Below are 19,435 nucleotides of genomic sequence, written 5' to 3' on the forward strand. Positions count from 1 at the left end.
CGGTGTAAATTTCTCTATTTAATTTTATGGTTTTAGTAATTCTTTCCAGTTTTCTATAAAGCCAACATGTCTTAATTCAATATTTTCATATCTTGCTATTAGTGCTGTTAGATCATGATAAAATTTTTTGTAATTTTCTTCTTCAGAAACTATTTTAAGATTAACTAATGTAGCAAATATTGTATTGTTTGAAATATTATTTTTTAAATATTCTTTATATAGCTTTGGTGATTTTGTAAGCTTTGCTCCATATAGCCTGCCATAATGGGCACATATATTTCTTATATAGGCAAAATTTTCTATCCAAGATTCAAAGTAATGGTAGTCTGTATGAAAGACTTTTGCAATTTTACTTTTATCTTCATTTTTCATATTCTTATACATTTTAGATAAAGTTCCAAAACTTGCTACTTCTATCACTGCATAGAGTGGAATTTCTCCACCTTCATAATTGTCTTTAAAGTTTTTTATAAATGGTGAGCGTCTATTTCTTTTTGTTTCTCTTTCTAAATCATTTAATGCTTCTTTATATCTGTTTTTATATTTTCCCACATTTGACAAATCTTTGTAGCCAAAATTTCCATATTTTAAAGAAAAATAGTTTGTGATAACTGCTCTTAAAGAAACTTCAATATGTTCTATTATTTCAAATATGAGTTGTCTAAGTTCTCTATCAAATTTATATAAACTTACAATATCTTCAAAACTTATTCCTGATATATATCTTCCATCTTTTTTTAATGTGATACTATAAGCTTTAATCAGCCTGTAATAGGATATTCTTCCAAGAATTTTCTTAGCATAAGTTTTATCTTCTACTAAAAGTCCTAAATCTATTAAATTTTTTACTTGATTATCTATACTAATCGGTTCTTGATAGATTTTTTTCATTTTTTCTCCTAAAATCAAATGACCCGACTTGGTCCGCATTGTTAAGAGGCGTGTCGGGTGCTGTTGAAATTATTGTATGTTATAAAATATTTTTTGTCAAGTATTTCCTTTTAATCTTTCCTAAATATCTATCTTACTTCTAATTTTAAATTTATTCATCTAATATTTCAACTACCATACTCTCTTTTAACTTAACCTCATCTTTTCTCTGCAGGTATTTCTCTATGTCAAATATATTTCTCTTATCATAATCTTCCAATAACTTGTAATTCTTATGCTTTGTAATATCAAATTTATCAGATAAGAAAGGTCTTACTCCTCTTAGCTGGTATATACACTTACCACCATCCATTACAGTTATTTCATCTTGACTCATAAGTTCCTTACCGGTTTTTTGATAATTTAAACCAAAGCTCTTTTGATTTGATCTTGTTTCTGATGTGTTATATAGGTCTATGGTTTCTTTGCCTAGGCTTTCAGATAATTCTTTTAATGTTGTTCTTTCTTTGCCCCCTAAAAATAATGTAGAATCACAATTGCCAACTATGGTATCGGCATTATCTTTATAGATACTTTTTAGTTGTGATTGTGCCTGTAATATTATACAAGCTGATATTTCTCTACTTCTAATAGTTGCTATCAGCTTTTCAAATTTAGGAATTAAGCCGATATTTGCGAATTCATCAAGTAGGCATCTCACATGAACAGGAAGTCTTCCGCCATATTCATCATCTGCTTTATCACATAATAGATTAAATAATTGTGAGTACATTATTGATACTACAAAGTTAAATGTATCATCTGTATCCGATATTATTACGAATAAAGCTGTTTTCTTTTCTCCAAGTGTATCAAGCTCCAGTTCATCTTCTTTCATTAAGTCCCTTAGTTCTTCGATATCAAATGGAGCAAGCCTTGCTCCACAGGATATAAGGATTGATTTGGCAGTTTTTCCTGCTGCAAGTTTGTATTTCTTATATTGTTTTACTGCGAAATGATTTGGCTTTTCTTTTTCTAATGCTTCAAACATATAGTCTACTGCATTTTTAAAATTTTCATCTTCTTCTCTTACCTCACTTGCATCTATCATAGCAAGTAAAGTTGTAAAGTTCTGTTCTTCTTTAGGAGCTTCATACCAGATATATCCTATAAGTGCTGTGTAATAGAGTTTTTCAGCTTTCACCCAAAAATCCTCAGTTGATTTTTCTCCTTCTCCCTTAGTATTTGCAATTATTGTTTGTACTAATTTCAAAATATCTTTTTCACTTTTCAAGTATGCAAAGGGATTATATCTCATGGATTTTTTAAAGTTTATTGTGTTTAGTATTTTTATCTCATATCCATTTCTTTCCAACATTTTCCCACATTCCAAGACTAATGTTCCTTTTGGATCGGTTACTACATATGAAGAGTGCATTTGCATGAGATTTGGCTTTACAAAAAACCTTGTTTTACCACTACCAGAACCTCCAATTACCATTACATTTTTATTTCTCGCATATTTTGGATTTTTAGGTCTATTGTTCATGGTAAGTCTTTCAGTTTGAGTTAGTAGCACATTGTTTTCAAACTTCTTGTCAATGTATGGCTCAATGTCTTTTTCATTTCCCCATCTTGCCGATCCATATTCTCTGCCCTCTCTAAACTTTTTTGCATTTTTCTTTTTCTGTATAAGGATTAACTTAATAACTACTGATAGAATTAGACTGGGTATAAAGTTTTTTATTTTTAATGATGGAATATATTTTAAAGTATCTATTTGACTAAAAGCTACTAGAATTCTATCTATTATATCTCCTCCTACATAAGAGTTGACATGGCTTGCAAAGATATTTCCTATATAAAAAAATAAGAGGTAAGGAAGATTTTCTAATACAAATTTCTTCTTATCTCTTATCTTAAAAACATTTTTTATATCTTTTATTATTTCATTTAGTATTTTCGAATTAATCACTTCCTCTCCATAAAAAAGAGTAGATTTCTCTACCCATTAGTATTTTATTTATCTTTTTTATATCTTATTACTGGAACTTGTTTTATTTTTTTACCTATCTTTTTTCTTTCCAAGACAAACATCATATTTTCATTTCTTTTAAAATATCCTAAATCTTTATGATAGCTTATACCACACTTGCAATGTAATAAACCTATAAACTGTTGCCTCATCTTTGAGTTACATATGGGACATATTCTTTTATTTGTCATTTTGAACCACCATTATACTTATATTTTACTTTCAAAGGTATTTTTTAGTTTTTTCCCTAATGCTTCTGTTCTCATTTTTTATCTATAGATAAGAGAAATTCTTCTACTGGATGATTCCCATCTTCTTTTTCATAGTATTCAACAATAAAGCTATTCATGCCTTCTCATCATATATATTATATATCCAAGTGTTTTTATTATAAACTTTGTTCCTGATGTTTATGTTTAACCTTATCTCTGTCAATAGTATCTTTGACTTTATCCTTGAAGTCATTAAGCCTTTCTATTACAGATTTCCTTTTTCTTGACTTATCTTTAGTAAATTTCTGGACTGTCTTTTTAAAAGCTTGTTCCATTACTTTTATATCTTTTGCTTGAAAAAAGATAATGTTGTTTCCATTTTCTAAATCTTTCTTTATGGAAAATTTCACCCCATATCTTTTTAATTCTTTTTTCAATGCTTTTAAGTCTATGTCATTTAATTCTAAGGTTTCTACTTTACCTTTTTTTACGAGGTCTTTTACTTTTACTTTTTTAAATTTTTCTAAGGGTCTTGACTGTTCTGTCTGCTCTTTATGTTTATTTATTTCTAATATTTTCTTCATCAAATTTATAACTTGCTTGGCTGTTACTATACTTGCTTTTTTTACTATGGCTATTGTTCTGCTATTTATATCATCATTTTGCATTCACTCACCTACTTTCATTCTTTTTTTAATATTTCATAGGCTAATTTTGATTTCTCCTTCATTTTTTCTATTCTTCTATTTTCTCCTGTAAATATAATGGGACTGCATATTTCAAGTATCCTTGAGTAAATTCTTTTATCTTTTATAGTTTCAGGATTAGTTAAAGCTGATATATTTAAGTTTGTTGTTATAATCAATGGTTTCCCACTTCTATATCTACTATCTATTATGTTAAAGATATGCTCAGCTGCAAAATCTGTATCTCTTTCCATTCCAAAATCATCAATAATTAATAGTTTCTTATGATTTAGGTTATCTATATACTTACTCTTATCAATCTCAAAGTTAGTCATATCATTTAAAATTACTGAAAAATTTGTCATTTTGACTGATATTTCTTTTTCTAGTAAAGCATTTGCTATAGCACTTGCAAGATATGTTTTTCCACATCCCACATTCCCTGTGAGAATTAATCCTATATTATTTTCATATATTTCATCAAATTTTTCCACATAGTTTTTTGCTACTTTTTCATGCTCACTATCTTTGTCCATATTTTTAAAATTCCAATTTAATAGGATGGGATCAGAAAAACACTCTTTTTTTAAGTGTTCAATTTTCAAAAGCCTTTTATTTTCTTTTCTTTTTTCTTCCTCTAATTTTTGTCTTTCTTTTTTACATTGACATAAAATACCAACTTTTTTTATTTCTCCAAAGAAGTCTATTTCTTTTTCAATTGGTGTTTTACATTTTGCACAATATTTTAATCCTGTTTCTTGATCTATATAACTCCTATTTTCTTCATCTTTTGATGGACTATTTGTTTCTGCATTTTTTATTTTCTGTTCTAGGATTTCTTTTATTAATTCCATATGCTCCTCTCCTATCAAGTATTTAAAATTTCTCTCCATATATCCTCATCGTTACTATAGTCAAAGTTTTCTCTTTTCTGATTTTCTCTCTTTATGACTTCTATGTTTCTAATATTTTCATCTGCATTGTATAAGAGAGTCAGTAGATAGGCATTAATGTTTCTAATATCCTTTGGAGCATTTTCTCTTAGGTATTTCAAAACATAGTCTATGTGTTTATAGTTAAGACTTAGAAATTTTTCTTTAAAACTTTCATTGGATATATGCCTCCCTCCTATTTTAATGTTTGTAAAGCTAGTTAAGGCTTTTACAAGTACATTTATCATTACATCTACTTGCTTCTTTTCTTCTATTCTTACTTTTTCAAAGGTTTCATAAGATATATTCTTTTTTATAGTTTCTTTTAATTCTTCCTCCTCCAAAGTTTTTTTTGATTTTTCTCCTAGCTTTTCTAAGGGGGATATGGGGGTGGTATTATTAAAATCAGTATTATTAGTTTCAGTATTATTAATATTAGTATTATTAGAGTCCTCTTTTGAAACTTCTTGAGGTTTGTTTTCTAAACTTCCTGAAGTTTGTTTTTTAAACTTCTTGAGGTTTGCTTTTGAAACTTCTGTAGTTTTATTATTTTCTGTGTAAATAAAGTTCTTTACATAAAGTAAATTTGGCTTTCCAAGTCCTAACCTCTTTTTTTCTAATAATCCTATCTCTTCAATTTCTTTCATTACTTTGACCGATTTATTTCTCCCCCAATTTAATACTTCCATAATTTCTTCTATGGTATAGATGATGTATACCTTGTTTTCTTCATCTAACCATTTATTCTTAATTGACAAGCTCATTCTATCGAGTAGAATTCCATAAAGAATTTTTGCTTCTACGGATAGTTTTTTAAAATTTAAGTCGGTAAACAAAGTTTTGGGAATCCTAAAAAATGAATATTGTTCTGCTTCATTGCCATAATAATATTCAAATTTAACTATTTCTTTCATCATAACCCCCTTTCTTTTCATATAAAAAGAGATAGCTTTGATTTTGCTATCTCTTTTTCATCGTTTTAATCTATTTATTTTTATATTTAAATTGTTTTTATTCTTTCATTCACCTCTTCTATCCCTTCTATAATAAAATATCCTAGCACTGGTAAACCATAAGGACTAAAAAGATATGCTAGTATAATTGCCTCTATAGCAAGTGCTTTTTCTCCATGATAAACAGATCCTAAAAATCCCATAATAGCGATAAATGAAATCAGTTTAAAAAATATTGTACTAAGTCCTAATACAAACGTTAAAAATAGAGTGATGATACTTAACGCTATACTAATAGGAAACAATATGATTTTGAAAAAAACTCTAAATATTATCATATTCTCTTCAATCCTTATTACTTATGTTTTCTTTTCTTTTTTGTTAATTTAATAAAAAAGATGACAGACTTAATCCTAAATCGTCTTGTTTAAAAGTTTTGTGGAAGCCTTTAAACTTTGATTTTAATGGATTTATTGTATCTGTCATCATTATATCACTGTCCCCACTTCCATTTTCTCCTACAAAAAAGGTAACTGGCTTCTCTATTTTTAAACCTTGAAAATTTTTTAGTGAGGGAATGTTTCTTAAGTATGAATCTTCTTCAAAGTCCTCTGTCTTTATTTTATAAATCTCTTTTAAGTACTCCATAACATGACCTCCCAATCTTTTAGTTTATTATATCATTTATAAAATCTTATTTTATCAAGTCTTTTCTCTGTTATAATAAAATTATATTATAAAGTTATTGTGGAGGCTCTTATGGATAAAATTTTAATTGGAAAGGGAAAATCTGAAAATTATATTCTTTTAAATAAAATAAATAGACACGGACTTATTAGTGGAGCAACTGGTAGTGGAAAAACTGTAACCTTAAAGGTTTTGACTGAAGGTCTTTCTGATGCAGGTGTCCCAAGTATACTTGCTGATGTTAAGGGAGATCTTGTAAATATTTCTAAGCCTGGAGAGATGAATGAAAATCTAGAGTCGAGACTTGATGAACTTGGAATCTCTGATTTTGATTTTAAAGCCTACACTCTTAACCTTTGGGACCTTTATCAAGAAGGAGGAATTCCGCTTAGGGTAACTATTTCTGAAATGGGTCCCCTTATGCTTTCAAAAATTTTGGACCTCAATGACACTCAAATGGGAGTTTTAAATATTGTCTTTAAGGTTGCCGATAGTGAAGGACTTTTATTAATTGATCTAAAAGACTTAAAGGAAGTTATAAATTATGTAAGTAACAACCGTGAGGAGGTTAGCAAAAATTATGGCAATGTTGCAAGCCAAAGTTTATCTTCTATTTCAAGAAAACTCCTCTTCCTTGAAGATGCTGGTGGGGATTTATTCTTTGGGGAACCTGCAATTGATATTAATGATTTCATAAAAACTGATTCTAATGGCAAGGGTCTTGTAAATATTTTAAAGGCTGATAAATTAATTACAAATCCTCTTTTATATTCTATGCTCCTATTGTATCTTCTTTCAGAAATTTATGAGAATTTTCCAGAAGTTGGTGACTTGGAAAAACCTAAGCTAGTCTTCTTCTTTGATGAAGCTCATTTGCTTTTTAAAAACACACCTAATGTTTTAAAAGAAAAGATAATTCAAGTTGTAAGGCTTGTTCGCAGTAAAGGAGTTGGTGTCTTTTTTATAAGTCAAAATCCTTTAGATATTCCGGAAGAAGTATCTTCTCAACTTTCAAACAGAATTATCCATCAACTAAGAGCCTATTCTCCTAAAGAATTAAAAACTATTAAGGCTGTTGCTGATAGCTTTAGACAAGATGAGTCATTGGACTTAAAAGAAGAAATCATTAATTTACGAACTGGAGAAGCTATTGTTTCCTTCCCAGATGAAGATGGCGCACCAAGTTTTGCTGACAAGGCATTAATTTTACCACCCCATTCTTCTTTTTCAAGTCTAAATGATGTTGAACTAAGATCTCTCGTAGAATCTTCTTCTCTCTATTCAAAATACAAGACTTCCATAGACAGGGAGTCTGCTTATGAAATTCTCAAGGAAAGGATTGAAAGAGATAAGATTGATAAGGCTAGAGAAGAAGAGTACGAACTTCGTAAAAAAGAATTGGAAAAAGAGAAAAAAGCTTCTCGTAAACAAAAATCTTACATCGATAAAGGAATTGATTCCATGATTGGCACTATAACAAGATCTATTGGTCGTGAGATTGCAAGAGGAATCCTTGGTTCCATGAAAAAGAAAAGATAAATTAATTTAAAAGAAAAAGACTGGATGAAGTTTTAAAACCTCTCCAGTCTTCTTTTTATTCATTATCGTTATTATTTTCTTCTTCCATCTCTTCTTCTATTTCTTCTTCAACGGCTTCCTTTATTTTATCGTCGTCAATAATAGATGACTCAGCAAGTTCATTTAACTTTCTTCTATCTTTTTTACTAAATTCTTCATCATCATCTAATTTTTTTCTTGTAAGCTCTTCCATCTGGTCACGCTTTTTACTTTCCGACTTTATTGAATCTCTCTCTTTAAACCAAGCTACAATTAAAATTATAATTAAGGCAGTGCCCAAGAATCCAAGTATAGGATAAAGAATTGCCATAAGTTTCTTGAAGCCCATAAAGGAAAGACCAAATCCTAATAGGGTGAAAATTACTAGATTTCTTTTGAATTTTTCTTCTGTAAGAGAAAGTCTTCTCGCAGCTGAATAAAATAACGAAATTGCTGTATTAAATATCATTCCAAAGATTACTAAGGACATAACAAGTCCCAAGTATGGATTAATGTTATTTAGTATTATTTGCATTGGAATGTCTGCATCCATTACGTCATTAAGGCCTAAAAATATTGTGATTCCAACTAGCCCTGTTAGTATTGCCACAAGACTACCACCTAGCATTCCCCCAACTCTTGCTTGAGATGAGTCTGTCCTAGTACCACCTAGTACAAAGGCCATAGAAATACTTGAAATCATACAAAGTCCAAAATAGTTTATAGTTGAAATGGCAACATTGGGTAAAGATGATGGTATTGATTTGCCAAGGGCATCTAAGGCATTAAAATCTGGGTTTGCATTTATTATTGTGTGAAATCCTCCTATTAAAGTAAAAACTAAAATTAATGGAGTAAAAACTCCAATTACCTTAGTTACCTTTTCGAAGTCCATCATTCCCACTACAATAATTAATATTGTGCAAATTAGTGATCCAACCCAAGTTGCTAGTCCAAATTGTTGATTTAAATTGGAGCCAGCTCCTGCTATCATTACAAAGCCCATTAAAAAGCAATTTAGAAGCAAGGCAAAATCCATAAACTTTGTTACGAATTTTTCTGAAACTTCTTCTAAAACGTCTATGTGACTTTCAGCTATAAAGTGGCTTCCCAGTTGAAGTATAATGCCACCGACAAAAATGTGAAGTATTCCAATTGCTACTAGGCCAAAAAGGCCTGGCTTACCAAAGGAAATAAAGTACTGCATAATTTCTTGACCACTGGCCAGGCCTGCTCCTGTAAGTACGCCAACATAGGCCAGTATTATGCTTATGGTTTTCTTATTCATTTGTTCTCCTTAATCTTCTTTAAATTTATTAACCCTTATATATTACCACAATGATATTATATTTCAAATTTACTAGTTTTATGAAGCTTTATATTTCCATGTTTACTTTAACATTCTCATAAATAATTAAATGTAAAGTCTCCAAAATAAAGATATACGATTATTTTACGCCATAAAGTTAAAAAATCTCTCGGCTTTTATAAACCAAGAGATTTTTATAAATTTTAAATTATGAATGAAAAATAGACTTCAAATTCTTTTTGACAACTTTTAAAAGTTCTTCTGTTAATTTGTGGAACTCTTCTCCTAAGATAATTCCGTGAGGATATTTGAAGGAGTCATTCCAAATATAATTAAAGGTTTTACTATCAATCTGTGAGATTTTACCTATTTGAATTGCATAAATTTCTACGTCTTCCTTCACTAATTTTTTCACAATTTCTTTTGTTGCTCCAGGAAAAGTGGAGGCACCATCAGTTATTTCAAAAATTATTTTATATTCCTTTTTAGATTTTATTCTTCTTTTTTTGCTCAGGGCTTATATTTTTATAGATTTCTCTCAGACAGGCTCCGTCATCTGTTGTCCCATCACTTGCATCAACTTTGACTATGGAAGAAATTATTTTACTTTTTTCTAAATCATTGGTATCGTCAAAATCCTTAATTTTGTAATGATTTTTCCCAAAGAACCAAGACTCTGTTAAAACTTCAATTTTTTGGTTAGTCTTTCCCGCTTCAATTTGCAAGTACCTATTAAAATCTTGTATAGATAAAAGACTAACTGCTAGAGTTTTTCTAGTTGCTTCGATTTTTTCTTTATTCATTGAACCAGAGTTGTCTATTAGAAATGAAATTTCAATTTTTTCTGGTAATAATTTATTTTGTGACTCTAAGAAATTTTTATCAAAAATTTTAAGATTCTTATAATTTCCCCTTTGCTCTGCCTCAACAAAGTCTGGAAAACTATAAATTAAATCATTTACATTGATCTTCCCTTTTGCTTGTCTATTCTTTTCTACATTTATTTCCTTTTTTGCAGATCCAATTAATTTTTTCCAAAACTTACGCATCTCTTCTCTCTGTGTTTTTGTTTTGTTTACGTAAAAATTATATAGATCAATTTCATCTTCACTTATTCCATAGGACTTTAAATCAGATTCATCAAATTCATCAAAAGAAGATATATTTTTAGGTTCTTGATTTATAAGTTCTTTTAAACTTTCTTCTACATCTTCCCTACTAGACTCAAGTTTACTTCCTTGAGATTTATCCTGACTCTCTTCAAAGAACTTTTCTCCATCATTTTCGCCATCGCTGGACCTAGTTGTCATGGAATCAATTTCTTCTAACCAAAATTTTTTAAAACTTGGATATATAAAAGCTTTTATTAGAGGATCTCTTTCTACTATTCCTTTATCATCATTTATTTCTTTTATAAGTTCCTTGTTTAAAAATTCATAAATTGATTTAGATAAGACTCTTGAATCAAATTTTTCTAATATTTTAGATTTATAATTTTCATCGTCCTTATAGAGACTATAGAATAAAAAACTCTTGGAAAATCCATGATGATTTAGGTCGGAAAATAATTCTTCCTTATCTTTTGTCTCTTTCATATAATTTAAGATTTTTCCCTTTTCTTCTTCATCTCTATACTGAGGACAAGATTCAAGAACTCTTAAAAACCTTGTATATTTATCAATTTCAAATAAAAAATCTAAAATTTCTTTTTTTACATACTCTCTCAAGTATTTTTTCTCGATTTTATTGTCTTCTTCTAAAAGCTCATTAACTTTTTTATATATATAAAAAGTCATTTGGTCTATTTCATTTTTCCAAACTTTTTCTCTTTCTAAATAAAAAATCGCATTTTTCTTCCAATCTGGATAAAGGGCTAATTCATAGTAGATATGCCACAATACTTCACTGTTATCTAGATCTTCTTCAATAAAGACTGATAAGGGTAGATAAAGTACACCTTCCTTGGGTTTAAAGGAGAACTTTTCTAGTTTTTCTAATCCAATGTACCTAAGTCCTGGTTCTCTTGTAAAGGTAGAGAGAGATTGCTTTTGTTTTTCTATAAAACTTTTGAGATTTTCTTGGGATTCTTTTTTTAATTTTCCTTCATCTAAGGATTCCTTATTAATTCCAAACATTTATCTCCCTCCCTTTAGAATAATTCTAGATTATATAATTTTTTAATTGAATCCAAGTGGTCTATTTTAATATTTAAAAAATTACCATAAATATCAAGACACAAATAAGATGATGAATCTTTTGCCATTACATTTACAATAAAAAGGTCAGGTTTCGTTAGATCCTCATTTAACTCCCATTCTCCCATTTTTTCTTCTAGAACATATACAAGTCCATCTTCACTTAAGAAGATACTAGTTCCATTCTTGCTTTTTATTTCAAAAAGCTTTCCCGCAATTTTTTCACTCTTTAATTTTATAATTTTATTTTTTCTGAAATTAAAAAGAGCAAAGTTTCCATCATTTCCTAAACAAGCACAATATTCTTTTTGACGATTGAAATTTTCTAAAATCCATAATTTATTAAGAGGTCCCTCAAAGATTTTTATCTTTTCCTTCACGATAATATGATTTATTTTGTATTCTCCTTCTATGAGGAAGCCCTCTCTAGTGCCCATTAAAAATTTTGAGTCTCCTATTCCCACTAAAGAGGATATTTCATCTTCTTCTATGGAAATCTCCTCCTCAATAATAAATTTAAAGTCAGAATAGTCTTCATTAAATTCTAATAGTGTAAGGTCATTTTTCAAAGTCTGTAATAAAAATTTATTATTTCCTAATTTAATCACATTTTCAAATCCCTTAAAATATGTTTTAAATTTATATATCTTTAAGCTATTAATATTCTCAAAAACACTGTCAATATCTTCATAGCTTAAGATATAAATTCCCCCACTTATGGAAAAAGCTAAAATTTTATTATCATTAATTTTTTTCATATAAATAATAAGGTCTTCAATGTTTTTAACAGCTTGACTTAATTCTATTCTTTCAACGCCTTCATCAAGTATCCTAGCAAAATGAAGTTTTTGGTTTATATAGGAAAATAAAAATATGTCTTCATCAATTTTTAAAGAAGATTTTAAATAAGATTCAGGATCAAAAGAACCTTCTAGCTTTATTGAAGTAATTTCAATCTTACTTTTATAGATATTGTCACCATAAGACCTATAATAAGACAGTAGTTCTTTCTCCATTTCCTTTTGTTTTTCTTCGAGCTCCAATAATTCGTCTTCGAAATCATCACTTACTTTCTTGCCTTTTAGTAAACTATTATTTAATTCTTCTCTTAATTTTATTAAGTTTTCTTCAAATTCTTTTGTAGTAATAGAGAACTTCATTTTCCTTCTTTTCCTAAGTCTATTAAATAATCTAATAGAAATTTAGAGTGTTCTAACTTATTTAATCTTTTATTCAAATCTTCATACTCTTCAATAGAAATATTATCTTTATCCTTGATATCATCAATAAAATCTTTAAAATAAGCTGGTAATTTTTCTCTTTTTGGTTGAGGACCAAATAAAATCCTGATCAAGTCAAGATATGATAAGGATTCAGTTTCCCCTCTTGTATATTCATAAGGCCTAGTTCTTATCTCATCATATTCTAAAGTTACTTTTCCAAGATTTTGGTTTCTAATTGTCCATCCTTCAGATTCTTTAAAGAAACCAAATCGCACAGCTTGAGATAGGATATAGGCTTGGTCTTGTGGACTTGTTATGGAACTAATGAATCCATCCCATAAGGCAAGACTCAAGTCTTTTTCTTCTCCAAGATTCCAATTATCTAAAACTCTTAAAATATTTCTAAGTGATAAAACTGATTCTTTAAGTTCAGGAATATCTTCTGATGAGTTTTCACCTTCTTCGGATATTAGTTTTCCCATAAATACTTCTTGTGTCACTCTTGAAAGTTGTGAGAGTCTAAATATTTCTTCTAAGGTCCTTCTAGGAGTTGGAAGATGGAGGTTTCCATTGTTATCTGCAAGTCTCACAAGTAATATTCTAAATAATTCATTTTTCTTATTATCACTTTGATTTTTTAAGGAACCAATAGTATTCTGATTTACATAATTATATTCTATTGTTTGGAAACGAGATTTAAAAGCTGGATTTAGTTCATTTGTACCTTCATAGCTTACAGACTCAGTCGATAGGTTTCCTGTTCCTATGAGACCAAATCCTTTTTTTATTTTCACTGGACCAATACCTGTAACATAGGCCTTAGATCCAATTTTACTTTGAAGGATGTCATTAAGAGCAATTAAGTTTTGCATGGCAATAGTGTTAAGTTCATCTATAATAACGGGTCTCCCATTTTTAACTGCCAACAAAATTTCTCTTTTAATCTTCTTAACTACAGTTCCATAAATTGTATTTCTAGCTATAAAAATTTCTGAAATACTATCCCAAAGTTTAGACTTAATAAGGTCCTGTTTTTCAGAGTCTAGGTTTTCTAAGTCCTTACCATGGGCTTTAATCCAACTAAAGTATTGGTCTACAACTTCATCAATTAGTTCCAAATTGCTTTCATTGGAAGAAGCTTTCTCAAGAGAAAGAGTTTTTTCTACAAACATATCTTCATAAGTTAGGTTGTAGGATCCAGAAATAAAGTATGGATAGATTGCCTCTACTTCTTCACGATTACCTTCTCTTAAAAGATTTTTATAGTGCTTAAGTTTAGATTTTCTTAGTTCTTTAAATTTTTCGATAGCCTCTTCTTCATTAGCATTAGTATTCTTTAAAAACCAATTTTCTAAATCTTCTTCTAATTCTTTTTGAATAATACTTTCTAGTGTAAATTCAATAGCTGCTTCTCTTGCTATTTGGGTTTTACCACTACCTAGATGTCCAACTATATATACAGGGGTGCCTTGCTTTAAAGAACTTATAATTTTTTTCTTTGCGTCAAGCACATACTTAACCTCTACAAGGCCCTTGTTGTAACCAGTTTCAATATCTTTCATTAATTGTCTATGATAATAAAACTCCCAGGCATCAGGTGATGAGTTTATAATCTCTTTTAATTTTCTCTCATATTCTTTTATTTTATTTACCCTGTACCTAGTGGCTGGTGTGCTTCCGAAAAAATTACTATTATATAATTCCTTATTCTTATTTCTCTCCAACTCCAAGAAAAACATTTCATATTCAATTAAGTTTTCAAGTTCTTCTATTATTTTTCTTTGTTTATTTCTCTCTTCTTTTAAAAAATCTTGGTACTTCTTTATTATATTATTTTCCTGTATTATACTAACTGGTTTTTCTTCATATTTTCTAAAGTTTTTAAAAAATTCTCCTGATTCTACTTTAGAAAATTCTTCTTCAGCCACATCTTCTCTCAAGATATCTTCGTATAATCTTTGTATTTCTTCTAAAGTAGGTATAGCTTGCTTATCCAAGTTGTTATTCTTCATGAGAATCCTCCCTAATATTCAAGTTAAAAAAAGGGCGATTTTTAAACCGCCCCAAGTTTTTAACTTTTTATAATCTATTATTAATAATTAGATTATATTAAATTCTTTTAACATTTCTTCTATATCTGTACCTTTAATAAGTTTTGCAACTTTCATCTTTTGTAGTGGTGAAAGTGGAAGATGTGGTTTTTCGCCATCTGATAATGCAACCATACCATTTAGAAGGTATCTTATATCATATCTTGATGCAAATACTTCTGGTACAGCCTTTTCTACTCCGCAAAGTACATAAACTGCTTCCATTGCTGTTCTTCCTGAGTATTCTGTTGTGAATACTGTATCTCTTCCTGGATCATCAAGAGTTTCTGCAAATTGTCCTAAGAAAGCAAAGTTAACTCCACCCTTTGGAACTACGTAAGGTCTGTCGCCTGCTTTTCTTGGCATAAATTGAGATGTGATGTAAGGCATCATAACAGGTACTGCTGTACAAGTTTCAGCAAGTGCATCAATTTCATTTACAGGAACACCAATGTGGTATAACCATTCTTTTGTAATTTCCTTACCAGTACAATCTCTCATTTTCTTCTTGATGTAGTCACCTTCAACATCTGAGAATAGACCGTAAACCCAAACACAAACATCATTTTCAGGTTGTTCTGGATATTGGCCTTGTCTATTAATTGTCCAAGACATTAACCAGCTTGAATCAACACAAGTTACGATACCACCTGTTACAGTTTTTCCACCATAAGGGCTTCTCTTTGTAATTTTTTCAATATATTTTGGAACGGATTCATCGTGGCAAGTTACTGTACAAGATTCCCAGTTACTCTTTTCTACATCTGAGCAGAATACTTCAGGATTACCAAAGTCATCAGATTTTTTAGCGATGTTTTTCCACATTTCCCAGCAACCAGTTTGTTCGTCACTAAGTTCTGCTGGTGTGTCATCATCACCATAACTAGAGTTTTCTGTCATAGATCCGTTAGTTATAAATAAAAGATCATTTTCTGTTAAGTCTATAGACTTGTCATTTCCATCTTTATCTTCAGCTATGATTTTTGTTGCAACTTTTCTATTTTCTGAAATATCAAAGTCAACATCAGTAACCTTAATGTTGTATTGGAATTTACATCCGTGATTTTCAAGATATTTAACCATTGGTTTTACAATTGAATTGTATTGGTCATATCTTGTAAATCTAAGGGCAGATAGATTTGTAAGTCCTCCAACGTGGTGGATAAAACGATTTAAATATAATTTCATTTCTAGAGCAGAGTGCCAGTTTTCAAAGGCAAACATTGTTCTCCAATAAGTCCAGAAGTCTGAGTTTAGAAGTCCATCTGAGAAAATATCTTCTATAGCCTTATCTTCAAGTAGTTCATCTTTAGTCATGCAAAGTTCTGCAATTTCTTTAACTTGATCTTGAGTTAGGTTAAATTTACCATCGTCATAACGTTCACCTTGTTTATGAGTGATACGGCAATTACTAAAGTTTGGATCGTCGTAGTTAGTGTAGAAATAAGAGTCAAGAATACTCATTTCTGGATCTTCTAAGCTTGGGATTGAACTCCAAATATCCCATAGACATTCGAAGTGAGCTCCAGTTTCTCTACCACCACGAGCAACATATCCTCTAGTATCCATGTATTCACCGTCAAGTGAACCACCAGGAATATCTAATTGCTCTAAGAAAGTAATTTTTTTACCTTCCATGTGAGCATCTCTAATTAAGAAACAAGCTGCAGTAAGTGCTGCAATTCCTGTTCCTACTAAGTAAGCAGATTTTTCTTCAATACCAGCTGGCTTTCTAGCTTTTACTAATCTTTGAAAATCTCCATTAGTAAGTTGTAATCTTTTATCATGAGTTTTTAGTTCCATAACATCCTCCTTGATTAATTCTTTATCATTTCTTCTATCTTTATTATAACATTGTTCTGATAAAGTGTCATCTCCCAAAAGAGGATTCTTGGGTAACTTTTACTCAATTTCAAGAGACTGGGTAAGTTTTTCTAATTTTTCACTGCGTTTTAAAGACTCTAATATATTCCCATCCATTAATTTTCCCAACCTACGCGTAATAAGTTTAGGATCTGTCTTCATATCAGTTGCCACCCACTGGATGAGTGATGAGCTAAGGGCACATTGGTAAAAAAATGCAATGAGTTTTATGTCAATTTCTTGAGCTTTTGTATCCTTGGCAACTCTTCTCACATATTTTTTCATTATCTCGCCTGAAATAGAAAAAATATATTTTTCAAGTTCAACCTTATAATCAGACTCATACATATGCTTTACAACTTTTTTATTTTCTAAGATAAATTTTGTAGCAGAGATAAAACTCTCTTCCCAAGATAGGGTTTCATTAAATTCTTTGATTACATCTTCAAGTTCTTCATCGAAAATTTCCTTAACAAGTTGTGGTAAATTTTCATAATGATAATAAAAAGTTTTTCTTTCTATTTTACATTGCTTTGCTATTTCAGTAACAGTAATATTATGTAAACTCTTTTTATTCAAAAGTTTTATAAATTCTTGCTTTATTAGATTTTTCGTATAATTTTTCGCCATAAAAGGACCCCTTTCCAATTTAGTCATATATTATATAGTTCCCCATTTTATTAATTATTAAAATAGATAATTTATGATACAAATATAAGTATTTACTATTCTAGTCTTTTATATAAAATTATAATATAATCTTAATTATAGGAGAAGCTTATGGACGAAAAGAGAAAACTCAAATTTATAGGATATGCATTTTCCCTCTTGCTTATTATAGGCACCTTGGGATATAAAATTTTATTGGATGTAGATCTTGTTGATGCCTTATATATGACAGTTATAACTGTGTCTACCGTTGGCTTCGGTGAAGTTGGTACAACAAATAACGCTTCAAAAATATTTTCAGTTCTAATGATATTTTTAGGTGTAGGTATTGTTGGTTATGTATTTACAACTGTTGTTGCCATGTTTGTGGAAGGTAAGGTTTCTGATTTATGGAAGGGAAATAAGATGGATAGAAAGATTTCTTCTCTAAATGATCACTATATAATATGTGGATCAGGAGAGCTTGCAGAAGTAATAATAAAAAAATTTATATCTGAAAATTTAGATTTTGTAGTAATTACAGATAATCGTGAAGACCTAAACGATTACAGTCACCACAATATTTTAGTTGTAGAAGGACAATCAACAGAAGAAAGTGTATTGCTTCATGCAGGAGTTGAAAAGGCTAAAGGACTTTTAGCAGTTTTAGATACAGAAGTTGATAATATTGTTACAGTCCTAACGGCTAGAAACTTAAACGATAAAATATATATAATAGCAAATTCAATTACAAAATCAGGAAATGAAAAATTATTAAAAGTTGGTGCTAATAAAACTCTTTCTGCTGTGGAAATATCTGGAAATAGGATGGCTTCTTTAATGATAAGTCCTAATATAATTTCTTTTCTTGATGTAGTTACAAGAATGGGAGACGTGGAACTTGACCTTGAAGAGGTTATAGTAAAGAGGGGTTCTTATCTGGAAAATAAAACATTAATGGAAGCAGAAATTCCAAGAAAAACAGGTCTAACTGTTCTCGCTATAAAAAAGATTGAAGATGAGAAAATGCTCTTTAACCCTCCAATAGACTATACCTTTAAAATTGGAGACGTTCTTATAATCCTTGGAAGAGAAGAGCAAATTGATAAACTTAAAAATTTAGGAGATGAAATGAAATAAGTTTTAACTTATTTCTTAAAACAAAATTATATAAGAAATATAAGGAGGAAATTTTATTGGAGAAGAATAATACCATGAGAGGTTTGTTCTTTGCATCATTTGGTGCAATGAGCTGGGGTATATCAGGCGTATGCAGTCAATATCTTTTTATGAACTATGAACTAGATTCAGCTTGGTTAACAGCTATTCGAATGCTTCTATCAGGTATAGTTCTTTTAATTATATCTACTATTAAGAATAAAGAAGGAAAAAATAATATTCTAAAAATTTGGACTCAACCAAAGGACCTTTCGTGGCTTCTTGCCTTTGCAATCCTTGGACTTTTAATGTGTCAGTATACCTTTGTCAGTGCTATAAAATATTCCGATTCTGCAACAGCCACAGTATTGCAGAGTCTTAACGTGGTCATAATGATTGTCTTTATGTCCATAGTGACAAAAACTAAAATGAAAATTTCACAAGTAATCGCAGTTTTTCTTGCAGTTTTTGGAACCTATTTAATCTCAACTGGTGGTAATCCCAGAAACATGACTATATCTCCTGCAGGACTTATTTTTGGATTACTTTCAGCAACTGGAGTCATAACCTACACACTTTTTTCTCGACCAATCATTTCTAAATGGGGCAATATACTTGTAACTGGCTGGGGAATGCTAATAGGTGGCCTAGTTATATCTATAATAACTAAAGCTTGGATCATACCTGAGGATCTTGACTTCACAGCTTGGTTAATGATTGCAGTAATAATTATAGTTGGTACTGCTGGAGGCTTTTCTGCCTTCCTCGAAGGAGTTAAACACATTGGACCAGTTAAGGCAACCCTAATAGGATGTCTAGAACCAGCTTCAGCTACCCTACTAGCATCTATATTTTTAGGAATGAGATTCACTCTAGTAGAATTAGCAGGTTTCTTCTGTATTTTGTTAACAGTTTACCTGTCAGTTAAAGATAAATCTAAAGAATAACTATTTAATAATATTTTAAGTAAAATATATTGTTTTTAACTTTTGACTTTGATTTAAAGCTCTTAAGAAA

Annotated in this window: 18 protein-coding genes; 3 read left to right on the forward strand and 15 right to left on the reverse strand. The window is 29.8% G+C overall.

What is annotated here, in order from left to right:
- Nucleotides 1-24 precede the first annotated feature (24 nt).
- The 8 genes from I6I93_RS00115 to I6I93_RS00150 all read right to left on the reverse strand — a co-directional run bounded on the left by I6I93_RS00115 (nucleotide 25) and on the right by I6I93_RS00150 (nucleotide 6,336).
- Nucleotides 25-891, reverse strand: coding sequence for an Abi family protein (locus I6I93_RS00115; RefSeq protein WP_048949717.1), 867 nt, complete (start codon nucleotides 889-891; stop codon nucleotides 25-27).
- A gap of 151 nt (nucleotides 892-1,042) precedes the next feature.
- Complete coding sequence (locus I6I93_RS00120) at nucleotides 1,043-2,845, reverse strand: VirD4-like conjugal transfer protein, CD1115 family (RefSeq protein ID WP_112890264.1); 1,803 nt, start codon at nucleotides 2,843-2,845, stop codon at nucleotides 1,043-1,045.
- Between the two features lie 44 nt (nucleotides 2,846-2,889).
- A complete protein-coding gene (locus I6I93_RS00125) occupies nucleotides 2,890-3,096 on the reverse strand; it encodes a hypothetical protein (RefSeq protein ID WP_019117252.1) in 207 nt (68 codons plus the stop codon).
- 197 nt (nucleotides 3,097-3,293) lie between these two features.
- The gene (locus tag I6I93_RS00130) at nucleotides 3,294-3,785 is read right to left on the reverse strand and encodes a PcfB family protein (protein ID WP_050198395.1); all 492 of its coding nucleotides are present in this window, start codon (nucleotides 3,783-3,785) and stop codon (nucleotides 3,294-3,296) included.
- 14 nt (nucleotides 3,786-3,799) lie between these two features.
- Nucleotides 3,800-4,657: an ATP-binding protein gene (locus tag I6I93_RS00135; RefSeq protein WP_005956106.1), complete on the reverse strand. Its 858-nt coding sequence runs from the start codon at nucleotides 4,655-4,657 to the stop codon at nucleotides 3,800-3,802.
- Nucleotides 4,658-4,671: 14 nt separating this feature from the next.
- A complete protein-coding gene (locus tag I6I93_RS00140) occupies nucleotides 4,672-5,649 on the reverse strand; it encodes a replication initiator protein A (RefSeq protein WP_050198394.1) in 978 nt (325 codons plus the stop codon).
- A gap of 86 nt (nucleotides 5,650-5,735) precedes the next feature.
- Nucleotides 5,736-6,026: a CD1845 family protein gene (locus I6I93_RS00145; protein WP_004829699.1), complete on the reverse strand. Its 291-nt coding sequence runs from the start codon at nucleotides 6,024-6,026 to the stop codon at nucleotides 5,736-5,738.
- Between the two features lie 43 nt (nucleotides 6,027-6,069).
- Nucleotides 6,070-6,336, reverse strand: a complete 267-nt coding sequence (locus I6I93_RS00150; protein WP_236587182.1) for a hypothetical protein — start codon at nucleotides 6,334-6,336, stop codon at nucleotides 6,070-6,072.
- Nucleotides 6,337-6,447: 111 nt separating this feature from the next.
- Here I6I93_RS00150 and I6I93_RS00155 point away from each other — a divergent pair, with 111 nt between their 5' ends.
- Nucleotides 6,448-7,914: a helicase HerA-like domain-containing protein gene (locus tag I6I93_RS00155; RefSeq protein ID WP_112890265.1), complete on the forward strand. Its 1,467-nt coding sequence runs from the start codon at nucleotides 6,448-6,450 to the stop codon at nucleotides 7,912-7,914.
- A gap of 55 nt (nucleotides 7,915-7,969) precedes the next feature.
- On the opposite strand, the gene I6I93_RS00160 is transcribed toward I6I93_RS00155, so the two are convergent.
- From I6I93_RS00160 to I6I93_RS00190, 7 genes are all read right to left on the reverse strand, one after another.
- Nucleotides 7,970-9,220 carry a YkvI family membrane protein gene (locus tag I6I93_RS00160; protein WP_112890266.1) on the reverse strand — a complete coding sequence of 417 codons (1,251 nt, stop codon included), beginning with the start codon at nucleotides 9,218-9,220 and terminating at the stop codon, nucleotides 7,970-7,972.
- Nucleotides 9,221-9,449: 229 nt separating this feature from the next.
- Nucleotides 9,450-9,656, reverse strand: a complete 207-nt coding sequence (locus tag I6I93_RS00165) for a hypothetical protein (RefSeq protein ID WP_112890267.1) — start codon at nucleotides 9,654-9,656, stop codon at nucleotides 9,450-9,452.
- Nucleotides 9,657-9,726: 70 nt separating this feature from the next.
- Nucleotides 9,727-11,376, reverse strand: a complete 1,650-nt coding sequence (locus I6I93_RS00170) for a vWA domain-containing protein (RefSeq protein ID WP_112890268.1) — start codon at nucleotides 11,374-11,376, stop codon at nucleotides 9,727-9,729.
- Between the two features lie 14 nt (nucleotides 11,377-11,390).
- A complete protein-coding gene (locus tag I6I93_RS00175) occupies nucleotides 11,391-12,596 on the reverse strand; it encodes a hypothetical protein (RefSeq protein WP_112890269.1) in 1,206 nt (401 codons plus the stop codon).
- Nucleotides 12,593-14,671, reverse strand: coding sequence for a P-loop NTPase family protein (locus I6I93_RS00180; RefSeq protein WP_112890270.1), 2,079 nt, complete (start codon nucleotides 14,669-14,671; stop codon nucleotides 12,593-12,595). The genes I6I93_RS00175 and I6I93_RS00180 overlap by 4 nt, the downstream gene beginning before the upstream one ends.
- Nucleotides 14,672-14,758: 87 nt before the next feature.
- On the reverse strand, nucleotides 14,759-16,552 hold the full coding sequence (locus I6I93_RS00185) for an oleate hydratase (RefSeq protein ID WP_112890271.1): 1,794 nt from the start codon (nucleotides 16,550-16,552) through the stop codon (nucleotides 14,759-14,761).
- A gap of 99 nt (nucleotides 16,553-16,651) precedes the next feature.
- Complete coding sequence (locus tag I6I93_RS00190; RefSeq protein ID WP_112890272.1) at nucleotides 16,652-17,242, reverse strand: TetR/AcrR family transcriptional regulator; 591 nt, start codon at nucleotides 17,240-17,242, stop codon at nucleotides 16,652-16,654.
- A gap of 150 nt (nucleotides 17,243-17,392) precedes the next feature.
- Between I6I93_RS00190 and I6I93_RS00195 the strand changes: the two genes are divergently transcribed.
- Nucleotides 17,393-18,400 carry a potassium channel family protein gene (locus I6I93_RS00195; RefSeq protein ID WP_112890273.1) on the forward strand — a complete coding sequence of 336 codons (1,008 nt, stop codon included), beginning with the start codon at nucleotides 17,393-17,395 and terminating at the stop codon, nucleotides 18,398-18,400.
- Between the two features lie 56 nt (nucleotides 18,401-18,456).
- Entirely contained in the window at nucleotides 18,457-19,365 is a 909-nt protein-coding gene (locus I6I93_RS00200; RefSeq protein WP_236587183.1) for a DMT family transporter, read from the forward strand.
- Nucleotides 19,366-19,435 lie beyond the last annotated feature (70 nt).

It is taken from the genome of Peptoniphilus harei, from assembly GCF_016726485.1.
Taxonomy (GTDB): Bacteria; Bacillota; Clostridia; order Tissierellales; family Peptoniphilaceae; genus Peptoniphilus_A; species Peptoniphilus_A harei.